The organism is Arthrobacter sp. AG258, assembly GCF_004364695.1.
Taxonomy (GTDB): domain Bacteria; phylum Actinomycetota; class Actinomycetes; order Actinomycetales; family Micrococcaceae; genus Arthrobacter.
On record NZ_SOBI01000005.1, the window covers coordinates 293,939 to 310,434 of the forward strand.

At 67.4% G+C, this 16,496-nt stretch carries 14 protein-coding genes; 9 read left to right on the forward strand and 5 right to left on the reverse strand.

Annotated elements, in window-relative coordinates:
* Positions 1-5: 5 nt before the first annotated feature.
* On the reverse strand, positions 6-851 hold the full coding sequence (locus DFO47_RS12875) for a hypothetical protein (protein WP_133831883.1): 846 nt from the start codon (positions 849-851) through the stop codon (positions 6-8).
* 220 nt (positions 852-1,071) lie between these two features.
* Between DFO47_RS12875 and DFO47_RS12880 the strand changes: the two genes are divergently transcribed.
* Positions 1,072-4,554 (forward strand): DEAD/DEAH box helicase, encoded by a 3,483-nt coding sequence (locus tag DFO47_RS12880; protein ID WP_133831973.1) that lies wholly within the window; start codon positions 1,072-1,074, stop codon positions 4,552-4,554.
* 59 nt (positions 4,555-4,613) lie between these two features.
* Positions 4,614-5,630 carry a family 43 glycosylhydrolase gene (locus DFO47_RS12885; protein WP_133831884.1) on the forward strand — a complete coding sequence of 339 codons (1,017 nt, stop codon included), beginning with the start codon at positions 4,614-4,616 and terminating at the stop codon, positions 5,628-5,630.
* A gap of 151 nt (positions 5,631-5,781) precedes the next feature.
* Here DFO47_RS12885 and DFO47_RS12890 read toward each other — a convergent pair whose 3' ends face one another.
* Complete coding sequence (locus DFO47_RS12890; RefSeq protein ID WP_018760789.1) at positions 5,782-7,074, reverse strand: ammonium transporter; 1,293 nt, start codon at positions 7,072-7,074, stop codon at positions 5,782-5,784.
* Between the two features lie 413 nt (positions 7,075-7,487).
* Between DFO47_RS12890 and DFO47_RS12895 the strand changes: the two genes are divergently transcribed.
* The 4 genes from DFO47_RS12895 (at position 7,488) to DFO47_RS12910 (ending at position 11,048) form a co-directional block, all read left to right on the forward strand.
* Positions 7,488-8,486 (forward strand): LacI family DNA-binding transcriptional regulator, encoded by a 999-nt coding sequence (locus DFO47_RS12895; protein WP_133831885.1) that lies wholly within the window; start codon positions 7,488-7,490, stop codon positions 8,484-8,486.
* 142 nt (positions 8,487-8,628) lie between these two features.
* Positions 8,629-9,762 (forward strand): Gfo/Idh/MocA family oxidoreductase, encoded by a 1,134-nt coding sequence (locus tag DFO47_RS12900; RefSeq protein WP_133831886.1) that lies wholly within the window; start codon positions 8,629-8,631, stop codon positions 9,760-9,762.
* On the forward strand, positions 9,762-10,520 hold the full coding sequence (locus tag DFO47_RS12905; protein WP_133831887.1) for a ThuA domain-containing protein: 759 nt from the start codon (positions 9,762-9,764) through the stop codon (positions 10,518-10,520). The genes DFO47_RS12900 and DFO47_RS12905 overlap by 1 nt, the downstream gene beginning before the upstream one ends.
* Before the next feature lie 153 nt (positions 10,521-10,673).
* Positions 10,674-11,048 carry a cupin domain-containing protein gene (locus DFO47_RS12910; protein ID WP_018760785.1) on the forward strand — a complete coding sequence of 125 codons (375 nt, stop codon included), beginning with the start codon at positions 10,674-10,676 and terminating at the stop codon, positions 11,046-11,048.
* A 68-nt stretch (positions 11,049-11,116) separates the two neighbouring features.
* Here the strand turns inward: DFO47_RS12910 and DFO47_RS12915 are convergent, their stop codons facing one another.
* Complete coding sequence (locus DFO47_RS12915) at positions 11,117-11,503, reverse strand: hypothetical protein (RefSeq protein WP_133831974.1); 387 nt, start codon at positions 11,501-11,503, stop codon at positions 11,117-11,119.
* Positions 11,504-11,603: 100 nt separating this feature from the next.
* Positions 11,604-13,556, reverse strand: a complete 1,953-nt coding sequence (locus DFO47_RS12920) for a primary-amine oxidase (protein ID WP_133831888.1) — start codon at positions 13,554-13,556, stop codon at positions 11,604-11,606.
* A 123-nt stretch (positions 13,557-13,679) separates the two neighbouring features.
* Between DFO47_RS12920 and DFO47_RS12925 the strand changes: the two genes are divergently transcribed.
* Both DFO47_RS12925 and DFO47_RS12930 read left to right on the forward strand, forming a co-directional pair.
* Positions 13,680-14,285 carry a TetR/AcrR family transcriptional regulator gene (locus DFO47_RS12925; RefSeq protein ID WP_166651715.1) on the forward strand — a complete coding sequence of 202 codons (606 nt, stop codon included), beginning with the start codon at positions 13,680-13,682 and terminating at the stop codon, positions 14,283-14,285.
* A gap of 85 nt (positions 14,286-14,370) precedes the next feature.
* Positions 14,371-14,547 carry a CsbD family protein gene (locus tag DFO47_RS12930; protein WP_018760781.1) on the forward strand — a complete coding sequence of 59 codons (177 nt, stop codon included), beginning with the start codon at positions 14,371-14,373 and terminating at the stop codon, positions 14,545-14,547.
* 82 nt (positions 14,548-14,629) lie between these two features.
* Here the strand turns inward: DFO47_RS12930 and DFO47_RS12935 are convergent, their stop codons facing one another.
* Positions 14,630-15,304: a DUF1345 domain-containing protein gene (locus tag DFO47_RS12935; RefSeq protein WP_018760780.1), complete on the reverse strand. Its 675-nt coding sequence runs from the start codon at positions 15,302-15,304 to the stop codon at positions 14,630-14,632.
* 165 nt (positions 15,305-15,469) lie between these two features.
* Here DFO47_RS12935 and DFO47_RS12940 point away from each other — a divergent pair, with 165 nt between their 5' ends.
* On the forward strand, positions 15,470-16,441 hold the full coding sequence (locus DFO47_RS12940) for a helix-turn-helix domain-containing protein (protein ID WP_133831890.1): 972 nt from the start codon (positions 15,470-15,472) through the stop codon (positions 16,439-16,441).
* Positions 16,442-16,496 lie beyond the last annotated feature (55 nt).

Sequence of the window (16,496 nt, forward strand, 5' to 3'; positions counted from 1 at the left end):
CGCTGCTAGGCCTCCACCAGGTCTGCGTCCTCGAATTCCACGGCGGCCACGATCTCCTGGGTCTCGGGATTGATCATGAAAGCCTCGTCCTCCTCTTCCACCATGAGGAAGTCGCCGTTGTCGGTGCTGAAGTGCCACGCCAGGGTCTTTTCGCCGTCGTGAATGTAGTTGGGGTCGCCCATGGTGATCTTCGTGAGCTCGACGCCGGCAATGTCGCACAGTTCGCGGATGATCACTTCGAAGTCCGGCGCGTCCTCGAGGGCTTCGGCATCGGCTTGGGCGCGGCGTTCCGGCAGGTCCGGGATGTGCGCAACCAGGCCCTGGATGTATGGCCCCACCTCCTCGTCGTCGAGCACCACGAGGTCTGCCTGGCGGCGGAGCCAGCCGGCGTTGAGCGCCGTGATGTTCTCCTGCTCCAGCAGCTCCTCGAATTCGCCGTCCAGCTCCTCCATCCGGAGGACGGCGTCGGGGACATCGCCGCTGTCACCGACGCTGCCGTCGAGGTAGAGCTCCGTTTCCTCCCCGGACAGCGCGTCGTAGCATTCGACGGCGCGGTTGAACAGTTCCAGGTGCGCGGTGGCCCCCATGCCCGCCATGCCCTCGCAGATGAGCGTGTCCGTCGCGGTGCGGTCGAGCGCCAGGAAGGCGTATTGCGCGAAGCCGCCTTCCAGCGCCTGCGTCAGGTAGAAATCGACGTAGTAGCTGCGGACAGCCACCGGCGCCATTTCCTCGGTGCGGAGCAGGGCCGTATGCATGGCGTCGATGACGGTGACGTTGGCCTGGACCGCTTCCTCATCGCTCGCTTCAATGCTGCTGCTGGTCAGGACGACGGGCTGGGGCGTGGTGATCATGGAATTCCTCGCTGCTGGGGTGGTGGTGCTCCGGACGCTGTTCACGCTACGGGGGCCAGTTCACGGCAGCATTGAGGAGGAAGTGAACGTCAAGCGAAGTTTTCGAGGCCGCCCAAGAAAGAGCGCGGGACATGGGCCTGCTGCCGGGAGAACTAAGATGGATCAGATAACCACCCACCGGACCCGGCTCCGCCGTGGCCTGCCGAAAGTAGCGCGCACCATGCCATCCCAACCGGACGAAAGTGCGGCACTGGCAATACAGACACCCGCCATCAACGACCGTTCCCTCGCGGCCGGGCTGGCGTATGCCATGGCCAGCAGGGTTTCGGGCATGTCGTTCGACGCCGGTACCGGGCTCATGCTGGGCAAGGTCCGGGGCGGCGCGGAAGTTCCGTATTCCACTACCGCCAAGCTGGTCCGCAAGGCGGGCGGCTGGAGCTGCACCGTTGGCGTCTGCAGCTGCCCCGTGCGCAAGGACTGCAAGCATGTGGCTGCCTTGCTCTTCGCAGCGGAGGACAACCCGGCCATCCGGATGCAGCTGTTGGCCCCGTCCACGGCCACGCAGGTCTCCCGCGCCCCCTCCGCGGCCCTCTCGGACTGGGAGCAGGCCCTCAGCCCGCTGATTTCCCAGCCCGGCGCCGCGCCTTCGACCAGCGGTGTTCCCCTGGCGCTGCAGTTCGAGGTTGAAGAGCCGCCGCCGCATTTCTCCTACACCGGCCGCCGCGACCCGGTGCGCGGCGTGCGCCAGCTCAAAGTCCGGCCCGTCATCATGGGGGCCAAGGGCAAGTGGATCCGCGGGGACGTTTCCTGGAACACGCTGAGCTACCTGAACTTCCGGCGCGAATCGAACCACGCGCACGTGGAATGGATGCAGGAGTTCCTGGCCGGGCACTCGCCGTCCGCCAGCCGGATGCACAATTCTTCCGGCCTGTGGCTGGGCTTGAACTCCTATGCCGGGAAGAACCTGTGGGGCCTGCTTTCCGATGCCCGCAAGATCGGGCTGGCCCTGGTCCACTCGCGCGGCGCTGAGCCGGTCCGGGTCGCGGAGGACCCCGCCGCCGTCGGGCTTTCCCTGAGCAGGTTCGGGGCGCCGGCGGATCCCGGCGGCTCCGGAAATCCGGTGTCCGACGCCGGGCTGGAGTTGTCGCCCACCATCACCGTGGCGGGGGAAGAGGTTGATCCGGCAGCGGTAGGCACCATCGGCCGGCCCGCGCACGGCCTCTTCTTCACCTCCGGTGAGGCCGCACTGCCGGGCGTCCCGGATCCGGACGGCGCCATAACGCTGGCGCCGCTGGAGAACGGGCTGAGCGAAGAGCTCCTGGCATTCGTCACGGCCGGCAGCACCCTCCACATTCCCGCCAAGGACGAATCGCGGTTCCTCACGGGTTTCTACCCGAAACTCAAGCAGGCTGCCCGGGTCACGGCGCGGGACGAGTCCGTGGAGCTCCCCGAGCTGGCCGTCCCCACCCTGTCCCTGCTGGCCAATTACGGGGCGGACCACCGGGTGCGGCTGCACTGGGAGTGGCACTACCGCACCGGAAAACTGGTCACGGCGCAGCCCCTGTGGCGGCACCCCGGCGATCAGGGTTACCGGGACGACACCGCCGAGTCCCGCATCCTGGAAGGAATCGGCCAACCCTGGGACGCCGTGGCCGCCCTGGGCGAGTCCGCCACCGGCGGCTGGGGCACTCCGCGCCTGGCGGCGTCGGTGGAACTCAAGGGCCTGGATACGCTGGCGTTCACCGAAGAGGTGCTGCCCAGGCTGCGGGAAGCCCCGGACGTGGACGTGGAAACCGTGGGCGAGATCGCCGACTACCGCGAAGCGGAGGAAGCACCGGTGGTGTCCATCTCCACCAAGGCCACCGAACAGCGGGACTGGTTCGACCTCGGCATCCAGATATCCCTGGAAGGCCAGCCCGTCTCCTTCGCAGCCGTGTTCTCCGCGCTCGCCTCCGGACAGACCAAGATGCTGCTGCCCAGCGGCGCCTACTTCTCGCTCGACCTGCCGGAACTGCACCAGCTGCGGGCACTGATCGAGGAAGCCCGTTCGCTGCAGGACAACAAGGATGCGCCGCTGCAGATCAGCCGCTTCCAGGCAGGGCTCTGGGACGAACTGGCGCAGCTGGGCATCGTGGACCAGCAGGCCGCCGCCTGGCGCTCGGCCGTGGGCGGGCTCCTGGAGGGCGGGGTGGACGGTTTGCCGCTGCCGGCGTCCCTGAACGCCGAGCTGCGCCCGTACCAGCTGGAAGGCTACAACTGGCTCAGCTTCCTGTACAAGCACGGGCTGGGAGGCGTCCTGGCCGACGATATGGGCTTGGGCAAGACCGTGCAGGCCCTGGCACTGATGTGCGCTGCCAAGGACCATGGGCTTACGTCCGGGGAGCAGCCGTCCGGGGAGCAGCCGTCCGGAGACCGGCACGACGGCGGAGCTGCCGCCGACCCTGAAACCCAACCCGCCGGCGTCGCGCCCTTCCTGGTGGTGGCACCCACCAGCGTGGTGGGCAACTGGGCGCTCGAAGCCGCCCGCTTCGCGCCCGGCCTGACCGTGCGCACGGTGGGCGAGACGTTCGGGAAGAGCGGCCAGGACGTGGCCGAGGCCCTGGGCGGGGCCGACGTCGTCATCACCTCCTACGCTTTGTTCCGCATCGACTACGAGGCCTACGCCTCCCGGACCTGGGCAGGGCTGGTCCTGGACGAGGCGCAGTTCGTGAAGAACCACCAGTCCAAGGCCTACCAGTGCGCCCGGAAGCTGCCGGCGGTCTTCAAGCTGGCCATCACCGGCACCCCGCTGGAGAACAACCTGATGGAGTTCTGGGCGTTGACGTCCATCGTGGCGCCCGGCCTGTTCTCCAGCCCCAAGCGCTTCGCGGAGTACTACCAGAAGCCGGTGGAAAAGAACGGCGACAAAGCGCAGCTGGAGAAGCTCCGGCGGCGGGTCCGGCCGCTGATGATGCGGCGCACCAAGGACCAGGTGATCAAGGACCTGCCGCCCAAGCAGGAACAGATCCTGGAAGTGGTGCTGAACCCGAGGCACCAGAAGGTCTACCAGACGCACCTGCAGCGCGAGCGGCAGAAGATCCTGGGGCTGATCGAGGACGTCAACAAGAACAGGTTCACCATCTTCCAGTCGCTGACGCTGCTGCGGCAGCTCAGCCTGGACGTCTCACTGGTGGATCCTGCCTTGTCCGCGGTGCGGTCCTCGAAGCTGGATGTCCTCTTCGAGCAGCTCGAGGACCTCGTGGCAGAGGGGCACCGGGCCCTGATCTTCAGCCAGTTCACCGGATTCCTGGGCAAGGTCCGGGAGCGGCTGGACGAGGAAGGGATCGAGTACTGCTACCTCGATGGCGGCACCCGGAACCGCGCCGACGTGGTCAGCGAATTCAAGAACGGCAGCGCGCCGGTGTTCCTGATTTCGCTCAAGGCCGGCGGATTCGGGCTCAACCTCACCGAGGCGGACTACGTCTTCCTCCTCGATCCCTGGTGGAACCCTGCCTCGGAGGCGCAGGCCGTGGACCGGACCCACCGGATCGGGCAGGCGCGGAACGTGATGGTGTACCGGCTGGTGGCCAAGGACACCATCGAGGAGAAGGTCATGGCGCTGAAGACCCGGAAGTCCCAGCTGTTCGCCGACGTCATGGAGGGCGATGCCCTGGCCGGCGGCGCCATCACGGCGGAGGACCTGGCGGGGTTGTTCAAGGAGTAGCACCCGGTTTTGACGCATATGATGGACTCCAGCGCGAAACTACAACGTTGGAGAAGACTGTGCACCAGCAGCAGGCCGCCCAGGAAACCGTTGCCCTGACAGCACCGCCCCTGCGCGCGGACGCCTTCACCCTCCCGTACCGGGATCCGGTATGGGATGGACCCACGGACCCCATCCTCGTGGCCGACCACCTCACTGGTGAGTGGGTCCTCCTCTACACCCAGCGGCGCGCCACAGCGCCAGGGCTGACAGGCGTCGAGTGGGTTCACGGGACCGGCATCGGTGTTGCGAGGTCGTCCGACGGCGGCGCCACCTGGCGCTACCAGGGCACCGTTGAGGGACTCATCCCGCCCGGAACGGAACCACCGGCAACCCTCTGGGCTCCCGACGTCGTCCGCATCGGCAACCGGTGGATCATGTACCTGACGGTGCTGGGCGGGCGGCGGACGGACTGGAGCGGGAAAGCTGAAATCGTGCAGTTCGCCAGCCATGACCTGGCGAAGTGGGAGTACCTGGGCGCTGTGGACCTGGATTCACCGCGGGTCATTGACGCCGCCGTCGCCGGGTGCGGGGACGGCCGGTACCGGCTCTGGTACAAGGACGAGGCCCGCGGCTCCAATACCTTCAGCGCGGTCAGCGACACCCCGGATGATCCGTCGTCGTGGGTCCTTGAAGGGGTGGCCATCCCGGGCCGGCCGCACGAAGGCCCCAAGGTCTTCGTGCTGGGCGGCTGGTACTGGATGATCGTGGACGAATGGCGCGGCCAGGCGGTGTACCGCTCGGTGGACGGCACCGGAAACTGGACCCGGCAGGAGCACCTGGGCGGGCTGATCCTCACGGCGCCGGAGTCCTGGGACGGACGGCCCGTCGTCGGACGCCACGCGGATGTGGTGCCGCTTGGCGGGGACCCGGGCGACGGCGGCGCGGAGCGGGCGCTGCTGGTCTACTTCACGCATCCGTGCTGGGGCGGGGAGGACATCGGCACCATGGCGCCCGACCCGCGCACCCGCCTCAGCCACGTCCGTGCCGCTGTGCTCGAAGTGCGCGGCGGCGTCCTGGCCTGCACGGAACAGTAGGCACGACGAAGGGCCAAACCCTGGAACTATAAGCCGGCGGCTGCCGGCACCGGTCCAAGGTTTGGCCCTGACTCGTGCGCTGGGACCCGCGACGCGGAAGCGTCCACCGGGCGCCGCCCCCAGCAGGCGGGCGCCCGGTGCGTTGCGGCGGTTACACCCGCTGCGGCGAGCCCAGTTCCACCGGGTCCTCATCCGTAAGGTAGGCGAGCTCGGAGTGGGCTGCGAGGTCGATGCCCCGCAATTCGTCCTCGGGCTTGATGCGCAGGCCACCCATGGCCTTGTCCAGGATCTTGGCCAGGAGCCAGGTGATCCCGAAGGAGTAGGCCAGGACGCTGACGGTGGCGATCGCCTGGACGCCGAGCAAGTCGAAGCCGCCGCCGTAGAACAGGCCGCTGACGCCGTTCGGGGCCTTGTCGGTGGCGAAAAGGCCGATCAGCAGGGTGCCCAGGATGCCGCCGACCAGGTGGACGCCCACGACGTCGAGCGAGTCGTCGAAGCCGAGGCGGAACTTCCATTCAATGGCCAGCGAGCAGACGGCCCCGGCGATGGCGCCGATGGCCAGGGCGCCCAGCGGGCTGACGGCGCCACAGGCCGGGGTGATGGCCACCAGCGCGGCGATCAGGCCCGAGGCGGCGCCCATGCTGGTGGCGGCGCCGTGGCGGACCCGCTCCACGAGGGCCCAGGCAAGCAGGCCGGCGGAGGCGGCGACGGCGGTGTTGAGGAAGACCACGGCCGCGGACTGGCCGGCGGCGAGCGCGGAGCCTGCGTTGAAGCCGAACCAGCCCACCCACAGCAGGCCTGCGCCCACCAGGACCAAGGGTCGGCTGTGCGGCTTCGTGTGTTCCATTTTCGGCCAGCCGGAGCTCTTGCCCAGGACCAGGGCCAGGGCCAGGGCGGCAGCGCCGGCGTTCATGTGCACCGCGGTGCCGCCGGCGAAGTCGATGGCCTTGATCCCGTTGGCGATCCAGCCGCCCACCGTGCTGCCGTCCGCAGAGTCGAACGCGAACACCCAGTGCGCGATGGGGAAGTAGACCACAGTGGCCCAAATGCCGGCGAACACCATCCAGGCGCCGAACTTCATGCGCCCGGCGGCGGCTCCGGCAACCAGTGCGGTGGTGACGCAGGCGAAGAACAGCTGGAACGCTGCGAACAGGATGACGGGGATGGACGCGGAATCATCCTTGGCCAGCAGCTGCCCCATGCCGGGGAATTCGGTGACGTCACCGATCAGGCCCAGGCCGCCCACGGAGTTGCCGAAGGCCATCGAGTAGCCGAACAGGGCCCAGAGGACGGCCACCAGGCTGGCGCCGCCGAAGCACATCATCATCATGTTGAGAATGCGGCGCGACCCCACCATGCCCCCGTAAAACAGGGCCAGGGCGGGGATCATCATGCACACCAGCGCCGAGCTGGCCAAAATCCAAGCGACATTTCCCGAATCCATGGGAAACCCCTTTCGTGATGCGAAGAGAGAACGGTCGTTTGCCGTCAGAGCCGCTCTGCGGAGGGACGTGGCCGGAGAAACCACGTTCAGCGGGTGGGGCGGCTGTTGCCGTCTGATTCCAACTGTATGGCGGCAATTCCCGGGTGGGTTTCCGGTGTGTTAAATGGTGATTTCAGGCATCCACTCCCCCGTTTCAGGCGCCACGCCACGCGCAGGAGGCACGCGCGCGTCACGGCAGGCACGCTTTTGCGGGAACGTCCGACGGCGGAGGCCGGGTTTGCGCCGGACACGGCACCGCGGCGGGACGAAAGCGTGCTCCGCGTGACGCCGGGCACGCTGCCGGCGGCCGGCTGGCGGCTAAGCTGAAAAACACCCAAACACGGCAGGACCCGGCCCCGGAAGGACAGACTGGAATGGCTCGAGCGACCGTGCAGGACGTCGCCAAAACGGCGGGAGTATCCGTGGGTACGGTCTCCCGCGTCCTCAACGGCAGTCCCGCGGTGAGCGCCTCCAGCCGTGAGAAGGTGGCCGGGGCTATCCGGGAGCTCAACTACCGGCCGCTCGCCTCCGCCCGGGACCTGCGCCGCGACCGGACCATGCGCATCCTGGCCCTCGCCAAGAACCTTGAGTCCCCGGTCATCAGCGAAGCCTTCCGCGGGGTGGGCGACGCCGCGGCACGGTCCGGCTACGTGAGCCTGATTGCCCCAACCGCCGGAAGCCCGGATCGCGAACAGCAATTGGTGGACATGCTCCGGAACGGGTCCGTGGACGGGCTGGTCCTGTTTTCGCCCACCATGCCCGACGACGATGTGGAAGCCCTTGCAACCCAGCTGAGCGTGGTCCAGTTGTGCGAGGTGGCGGAGTCGGAAGCAGCCTTCGGCGTCTCGATCGATGACCGGCAGGCCGCCCGCGACATCACCCGGCACCTCATCGGAACCGGCGCCCGGCGGCTTGCCATGATCGGCAACCGGGCGGCCCGGTCCGGGCGGCTGCGCGAACAGGGGTTCCGCGAAGCGCTGTCCGAGGCAGGCCTGGAGGCGGCACAGAGCCTCTTTGCCGCCGGGGACTTCGACTTCCACGCCGGCCGTCGGCTCACCCGCGAACTCCTCGCCGCGGACCACCTTCCCGACGCCGTATTCTGTGGCAGCGACACGGTGGCAGCCGGTTGCGTCCGCGAAATCACCGACGCCGGCCTCCGGGTTCCGGAGGACCTGGCCGTTGCCGGCTTCGACGATTCCATCCAGGCGGAGATGTGCGTTCCGGAATTGACCACCATCCGGCAGCCCGCCTATGAGATGGGCCGTGTGGCGTTTGGGGCGCTCCTGGAACGGATGACGGAGCCGGGGGTGCACCGCCGCGGCCGGATGTTCCTCCCGCACGAACTGGTCATCAGGGACTCCACGAAGAACTGACAGGGGGTTGACGTCCCCGCGCTCTTGCTGACAAGCTTTTGGAATCGATTCCAAACACGCCTCAGCATTCATTGCTGATCATTTTGGAATCGATTCCACAAACCCAGTCCAGCACCAGCCCGGCACCGAAAAGGAAGCACCCTTGAACTACCAGCAAAGCCCCGGCCCGAAGCCCCCGGAACCAGGAAAGGCCCCGGCCAAGGAGCTCCGCGTCGGCGTCGTCGGCATCGGCTGGGCCGGCCAGCAGCACCTGAAGGCCTACAGCGACCTGGAGGGCATCCGCATCGTCTCGCTGGCAGGAATGGAGCAGGAACTCCGGACGGACCTGCAAGCCGAATACGCCATTCCCAACGGTTTCGCCGACTGGCAGGACATGCTGGACCACGGCGGCCTGGACGCCGTGAGCGTGGCCGTTCCCACCTTCCTGCACGCCCCCATTGCCATCGCGGCCCTGGAGCGGGGAATCCATGTGCTGAGCGAGAAGCCGATCGCCCGCAACGCTGTGGAGGGCCAGGCCATGGTGGATGCTGCCCGCAAGGCCGGACGGGTCCTGGATGTGGCGTTCAACCACCGCCGCCGCGGCGACATCAAGGCGCTCAAGGACGTCATCGACGCCGGCGGCCTGGGCCGCCCCTACTACGCCAAGGCCTCCTGGCTCCGCCGCTCCGGCATCCCCACCCTGGGCAGCTGGTTCACCAACCCCGAGCTCGCAGGCGGCGGACCGCTGGCGGACATCGGCGTCCACGCACTGGATTACGCCCTGCACCTGCTCGGAGAACCGAAGGTGGTGGCCGTCTCTGCCGCCACCCACTCGGAGCTGGGCCCGCAGGGACGCGGCGGCGGCAGCAGGTACTCGGCCCAGGCCACGAGCCACGCCTTCGAAGTGGAGGACTTCGCCTCTGCGTTCCTCCGCCTTGAGGGCGGCGGAACGCTGCTGATCGAGGCCGGCTGGGCAACATACCGGGAAACTGACGATCTCCTCGACTTCACGGTCTACGGCACGGACGGCGGCGCCGAACTGAAGGTGCACGGGGCTCCGTTCCCGCCCGTGGGCCAGCTCCGGGTGTTCACGGACACGGACGGCGAGTCAGCCGACTACGTGCCGCCGGTGCTGCCCGGCCGCGCCCACGACGCCGTGGTGGAAGACTTCGTGACCGCAGTCCGCGACGGGGAAGCGGCCTGGGCCGAGCATGACGGCTCCTTGGCGCTCTACCGGGCACAGGTCATCGACGCTTGCTACCAGTCGGCACTCGAGCAGAGGGAGGTCAGGCTCTAATGAACGGAAAACTGAGGATCCGGGTCTGGAATGAGGGCGTCCACGAGGCCAACAACGAGCCCGCCCATATCGGCGATATCTACCCGGATGGTATCCACGGCGCCATCGCCGCGGGGCTCCGGCCCTACTACCCGGACGCGGACATTACGACGGCGGTGCTCGCCAGCAACGACGACCACGGCCTGGACGAGGAGGTGCTCGCGGAAACGGACGTCCTGCTCTGGTGGGGCCACATCGCCCACCACGAGGTGAGTGACGCCGTCGTCGAACGCGTCCACCGGCACGTGCTCGGCGGGATGGGACTGATCGTGCTCCACTCGGGGCACTTCGCGAAGATCTTCACCAGGCTGCTGGGCACCAGCTGCTCCCTGGCCTGGCGGAACGACGGCGGGCGCGAGCTGGTGTGGACGGTGAAGCCGTCGCATCCCATCGCGGAGGGCGTGGAGAGCCCCATCGTCATCCCCGAGCAGGAAATGTACGGCGAACTGTTCGACATCCCGGACCCTGACGACCTGATCTTCATCAGTTCCTTCGCCGGCGGCGAAGTGTTCCGTTCCGGCGTCACGTTCACCCGGGGCAAGGGCAGGATCTTCTACTTCAGCCCCGGCGACCAGGAATACCCCGTGTACCACCATCCGCAGGTCCAGCGGGTGCTGGCCAACGGCGTGAAATGGGCGGCGCAGCCGGGGCTGGACCGCTCGGCTCCTGCGGTGACCAACCCGGCCCGGGAATGGTTCGAAGGGGCCGCCCGGCATTGACATCGCCGGCGCCGGAGAGCAGATTGAAATCGTTGCGACGCAAGGTCCGGCGGGTTCCTGACGGGCACTTCCCGCCCCGCCGGACCGTCATTCCCTGAGCGGCTCAGCGCCCGTGGGCGAATTTCATAACCACTCCCTTTCGAGGAGCCAGAAATGCCTGCAATAACGGTCAAGGACCTTGAAACCAAGTCCTTCAACGACGCCGACGAAAAGCGCCGTCCGCCCAAGACCCAGGTGGACGTAGTCAACATTGGCGGCGCCACCCTGGGCCGGCTTACCTTCGAGCCCGGCTGGCGCTGGTCCGAAACGGTCAAAACCGTGGTCCACACGGACAGCTGCCAAAACAACCACCTTGGCTTCTGCACCGCCGGGACCCTGACCGTCCAGCTGGACGACGGCACCCGCACCACCATCCACGCGGGGGACGCCTACTCCATTCCGGCCGGCCACGACGCCTGGGTGGAAAACGACGAGACGTTCGTTGGTTATGAAGTCATGAGCGCGGCCGAGTACGCCAAGCCCGCCTGACAACCGGACAAGCGCCAGGCCGCGCGTCGCCACCTTTCGCGGCACGCAGCCTGGCGTTTCTGCGCCGCCTACCGCCGGCGCAGCCTCGCCACCAACGTGGCGGCCACCAGGGCGGTGGCCAGTTCCAGGCCGATGACCAGCAGCAGCCGGGCGCTGCCGCCGGACTCAGCACCAGCGGACGACGACGGCACTGCGCCGTGCGCGTGGCCGGCACCGCCGGCTCCCAGCAGGAGGCCCGCGTGGACGGCGGCCATGGCCACGGCGGCAGCGGTGACCCGGTGGAGTGCGGCCACACCGCGGTGCCGCCAGATATGGACGGCACAGGGCACGCAGACCGCGGCAAGGGCCAGCATGAGGGCGCTAAGCCAGGCACCGTGGGTGCCTGTGGCGGCCAGCCAGACGTGCATGGCGCAGGAAACGGCGGTGACCACGGCCGCGAGCCGAGGGTGGACCACCGGACCGCCGGCACGGGCCCGGGCCGCCGCCGTCGTCCTTCCTGCTGCTGCCCTGCCTGCTGCCGCCCTGCCTGCTGCCGGCGCCGGGGCAGGGGCGGCGCTAGTGGCAGCCACCGCTGCCGCCCTCGGTGTGGCAGGACGCGGCTTGCCGGTTCGGGTTGGCCGGGACATCCAGCACCGGACTGCGGTCGAAGAAACCTTCCGGCCGGAGCTTGAAGCCCACGGTGTCCACGGGCATGATGGGCCAGTCCTCCACCCGGGGGAAGTGGGTGAGGCCGAAGGTATGCCAGACCACGATGTCCTGGCCGTCGATGTCGCGGTCCTGCGCCACGTAGGCCGGCAGGCCCGCGCCGCCGGCGTGCTGGTTGACGAAGTCGCCCGTCGGGTAGCGTTCCCCGTCCGTGTGGCGGGTGACCCAGAGATCCTTGGTGGCGAAGGCTGCGCGGCGGGCGATCGAGGAGTCCGGATCGGCCAGGAGCGTGGGCTGGTTGTGCGGGTGGAGCTTGTAGCCCACGGGCTCACCCAGCCGGTTGCGGGATTCGGGATTGGAAATGATCCAGGTGCGGCCTGCGCGGGCGTCGGCCTCGCGGACGGCCTCGGATTCCCGCGCCAGCACGGTGCGCTTGCGGGAGAAGGCGTTGCCGCGCTCGTTGCCCGGCCCCATGGCCTGCCGGACCACGTCTTCCTCCTCCACCCGGTTGGTGAAGCCGTCGATCGCCATGTCCAGCCGGGCGCTGAAGAGGTGCTGGTGGAACGGGGCGCCCAGGCCCGGGGCCAGCTGGGAGATGTTGTCCGAGCCGCCCGCCGGGAACGCGGACGTGAAAACGACGCCGGTGGCCTTGGCTTCGAACTCGATGGTGCCGTCCAGGTAGAGGTACCAGTAGAAGCCGTAGTCGTAGTTGCCGATAGTGGTGAAGAAGGAGATCACCAGGCGGCGGTTGCGGCGGGTGTAAGTGACGCCGCTCCAGAGGTCCGAGTGCTTGGCGAGGATGCTCCAGTCTTCCTCGTGCATGCAGATGCCGTTGCGGATTTCGCGCGGGTTGCCGAACGCGTCGGAGATGACGGGGCTGAGGTAGGTGATCTCGCCCAGGCAGTCGCAGCCCAATTCCAGGGAGTTGGCGTACTGGCCCACCAGGTATTCGCCGGTGTCGAAGTAGTTCTGCCATGACCGGACCGGCGACGGGTCGCCGTAGGGAACCACCATCTCGGCAATGGACGCCCGGTTGATGATGGGCCGCGTCCGGCCGCCGTCCCGGAAGGCGAGATTGTGCAGGACAACCCCTTCGCGGACATCGAAGCCAACGTCCACGCTCCACTTTTCCCACTCCACGTGGTTTCCGCCAGCGACAGTGAAGCTGGGGCCTTCGGGCTGGGTGATGCTGATGGGCTTTTGGGTGGTCCGCAGCGGGCCGGTCAACTCCGGGTCGGTGTAGTTGCCGTGCTCGGCCGGGACGGGCATCACGCCGAGGTCGACCACCTGGGTGACCTCCTTGCTGACCACATCCACATAGGCCACCAGGCCGTCCACCGGATGCGCCCAAGCACTGTCCTCCGGGAACTCCTGCACGAATGCCAGCCCGCGGAGGATCCGGCGGCCCTTCTCTTCGGCGTATTCGAAGACCCCGGCGGACAGCGGGGCCACCCGGACCTTCCCGACATCCAGCCCGCGGTCCGCCAGCGCTTTGAGCCACCGTTCGTCCGTGGCCAGCAGCGCCTCCACCACCTCGAACTCCTCCTCGAGGACCGGAAGCTCGCCGGTCACCGCGGTGTCCAGTTCGACGGCGGAGAGCACCTCGTGCCGGGTGGTGGAGACCACGACATCGCGCGGCGCAGCGCCTGAGACATCGTGGATGAAGACGCGGAAGCGTCGGTCGGCCGGCGCTGGATCGGTGCCGCGCGAAGGATCCAGCTGGCCCAGGTAGGCGATCCTGTGCTGCGGGCCGAGGTGGCCTTCCGACTGCAGGATGGAGCGCACGTCCAGGATTTCCTGCGCCGTGGCCAGCCGGTAGGCCGACGCAGAGGCTGATGCAGTGTCGGTGGGTGCAAGCGTCATGGAGCAAACCTTCGTCCGGGCCGTCGCCGGCCATTGGGTTTATTTTCTATAGTTGTAGAGAATAAACGTCCGTAACATGGCTCACAAGAGGTTGGGCAAAGAAATTTCCAGGGAGTGGCCGCCGTGCCGAAGATTGTTGACCATGACGAGCGCCGCCTGGAACTCGTGGATGCCACGTGGCGGATCATCGCCCGGCAGGGGCTTGAAAGTGCCACCATGCGCGAGATTGCCATGGAGGCCGGCTTCGCCAACGGCGCCCTGAAGCCATACTTCCCCACGAAGGACACGCTGCTTGAGTTCGCCTTCAGCCATGTGTTCAACCGGACCAATGAACGCATCGCCCAGGTGACGGCAGGCAAGGCCGGATTGGAGGCGCTGCGGTCCTTTTGCCTGGAGGTCCTCCCCCTCGATGAAGAGCGCATCAATGAAGCGCGCGTGGTCATCCCGTTCTGGCAGAAGGCCGTCAGCGATCCACGGAAGGCTGACATCCACCGCGAATCCATGGCCGAATGGCTGGCCGCCATCCGCCGCTACCTCGGAGAGGCACGGAACAGCGGGGACGTCAACGCCGGCGTCGCCGACTCCATCCTTGCCGGCCAGCTGCTGAACATGCTGCTGGGAGCCCAGGTCGAGGCCGCCCTTGCGCCGGAGGGCCAAGTGCAGTTCGGCCACGCCGCGCAGCTGGAAGGCTACCTCGCCCTGCTTGGCAAAATTCCCGGCGGCAAATGAGCCCTAAACTCGAAAGTATGCTTACTATTGACTGGTCAGGTTCTGGTGCAGACCGGAGCGAGCACGAATTGTTAGGAGCATCTCCATGGGTTTGGACGACAAGATCGGCAACGCTGCAGAGAAGCTTGGCGGCAAGGGCAAGGAAGCTGCCGGCAGCGCCACGGGCGATGAGAGCCTGAAGGCTGAGGGCCAGGGCGACCAGGCAAAAGCCGACCTCAAGCAGGCCGGCGAAAAAGTCAAGGATGCCTTCAAGAAGGATTAATTGACGCCTCCCACAATGGGTGCAGCTCCCGCAGGAGCTGCACCCATTGGCGTTAACGGAGCCAACCCGCCCACGCGGGCGTTTAGTGGATGAGGCCGGACACCAGGTTGATGGTGGTGGCCAGGACGATGGCCCCCAGCAGGTAGGACAGCAGGGCTTGCCGGAGGACCGTGGAGCGGATGGCGTTGGTCTTCAGGTCCGTATCAGATACCTGGAAGGTCATGCCAACGGTGAACGCCAGGTACGCGAAGTCCGCATAGCGGGGCTGGGTTTCCTCATTGAAATCGACGCCGGTCCCGTCGCGGTAGTAGATGGCCGCGTAGCGGAGCGTGAACAGGGTGTGGACCAGGAACCACGACAGGGCAATGCTGCCCAGGGCCATGGCCACCGTGGCATCCTTGCTCATGCCCTGCGAGCTGGAGGCATCCAGCAGGATCAGGGCCACTCCGGCAAAGCTGGCCACCGTGGCACTGAGGACCATCGTGTCCGAAAAGACCCGGCCCGGATCCTCCCGGCGGGCATGGGCGGCGGTTGCGCCGGGCCCCAGGTGCCGGATCACACTCCAGACCCAGACCAGGTACGTGGCCGAGGCGGCCGCCCAGCCGAGGGCGGGCGCGTAGGTCCAGTGCCCCAGCGCACCCACGCCAAGTGCCACCACCACGCCGACAGCGAGCATCACCACCATCCGCAGCCGGGAATGATGCGCGGGGGAATTGAAGTTGCGGTGGCGGTCCTGCGAAGCGGCGACGGCGTTCATGCGCGGATCATGCCACGGGAAGCTTGGAAACGCCTGACAGGCAGCCGAGCGATTCTTTTTTCGCCAACCGTTGAAAAAAGATTCGGCCCGCGGTACCCTGTACGTACTGTGTCGCAGGACACAGTCCGGGGGACATCAGGTGGCCATCTGTCGCAAGGAACATCCATGCCAGCAACAGCTACAGCCGGAAAAGTTACCCGGCCCGAACGCCAGCACGTTACTGCGAGCGTTGCGGCGTCCTTCGACCACTGGAGGCACCTGGTGGCAGAGTCCTTCGTGCCCCTCACCGCACAGACAGCTGACGTGGACGGGTTCCAGGGCCGGATGCGCTCCCGGGTGCTGGACCGGATGTCCGTTGTTGAAGTGACCGCCACCTCGCACGAAGTGCACCGCACGCCCGCCCTGATCGCACAGGCCCACGAACGCTATTTCAAGCTCAACCTGCAACTGGAGGGCACCGGGCTGCTGATCCAGGACAACCGCGAAGCCGTGCTCCAGCCCGGGGACCTGGCCATTTACGACACCAACCGGCCGTACACCCTCGCCTTCGAGGACACGACCCGCATCATGGTGCTGATGTTCCCCTGCGACGCCGTGTCCCTGCCCACCGACTATGTGGGACAGTTGGCGGCAGTGCGGATGGGCAGCGGAGGCCTGAGCGGACTCGTGGGTCAGTTCATCCGCCAGTTGTCGGAAAACCTGGACGTCCTGAACGGCCCCAGCGGGTCCCGGCTGGCAACGAATGCCCTGGACCTGGTGTCCACCATGCTGCATGCCGAAATGGATATTAAGCCGGACCGGATGAAGCCGCAGGCGCTGCTGGCCGTCTCGGTCCGCGAGTACATCGAGGCGCACCTCTCGGACCCGCTGTTGTCCCCGGCGAGCATTGCAGCAGCACATTTCATCTCCACCAGGCACCTGCATAACGTCTTTCACGAGTCCGGGACCACGGTGGCCAGCTGGATCCGGACCCAACGGCTTGAGGGCGCCCGCCGCGAACTCCGCGACCCGCTGAACGCGGGGCAGTCCGTCGGCGCGATTGCGGGCCGCTGGGGTTTCCTGGACGCAGCCCACTTCAGCCGCACCTTCCGCGACGCCTTCGGCGTCTCACCCAGCGAGTGGCGCAAAAGCGCCTAGGCCGCACCCGGCCGTCCCCACCAATTACGACCAGGGCCCGTTGGGCGCCGCCCCT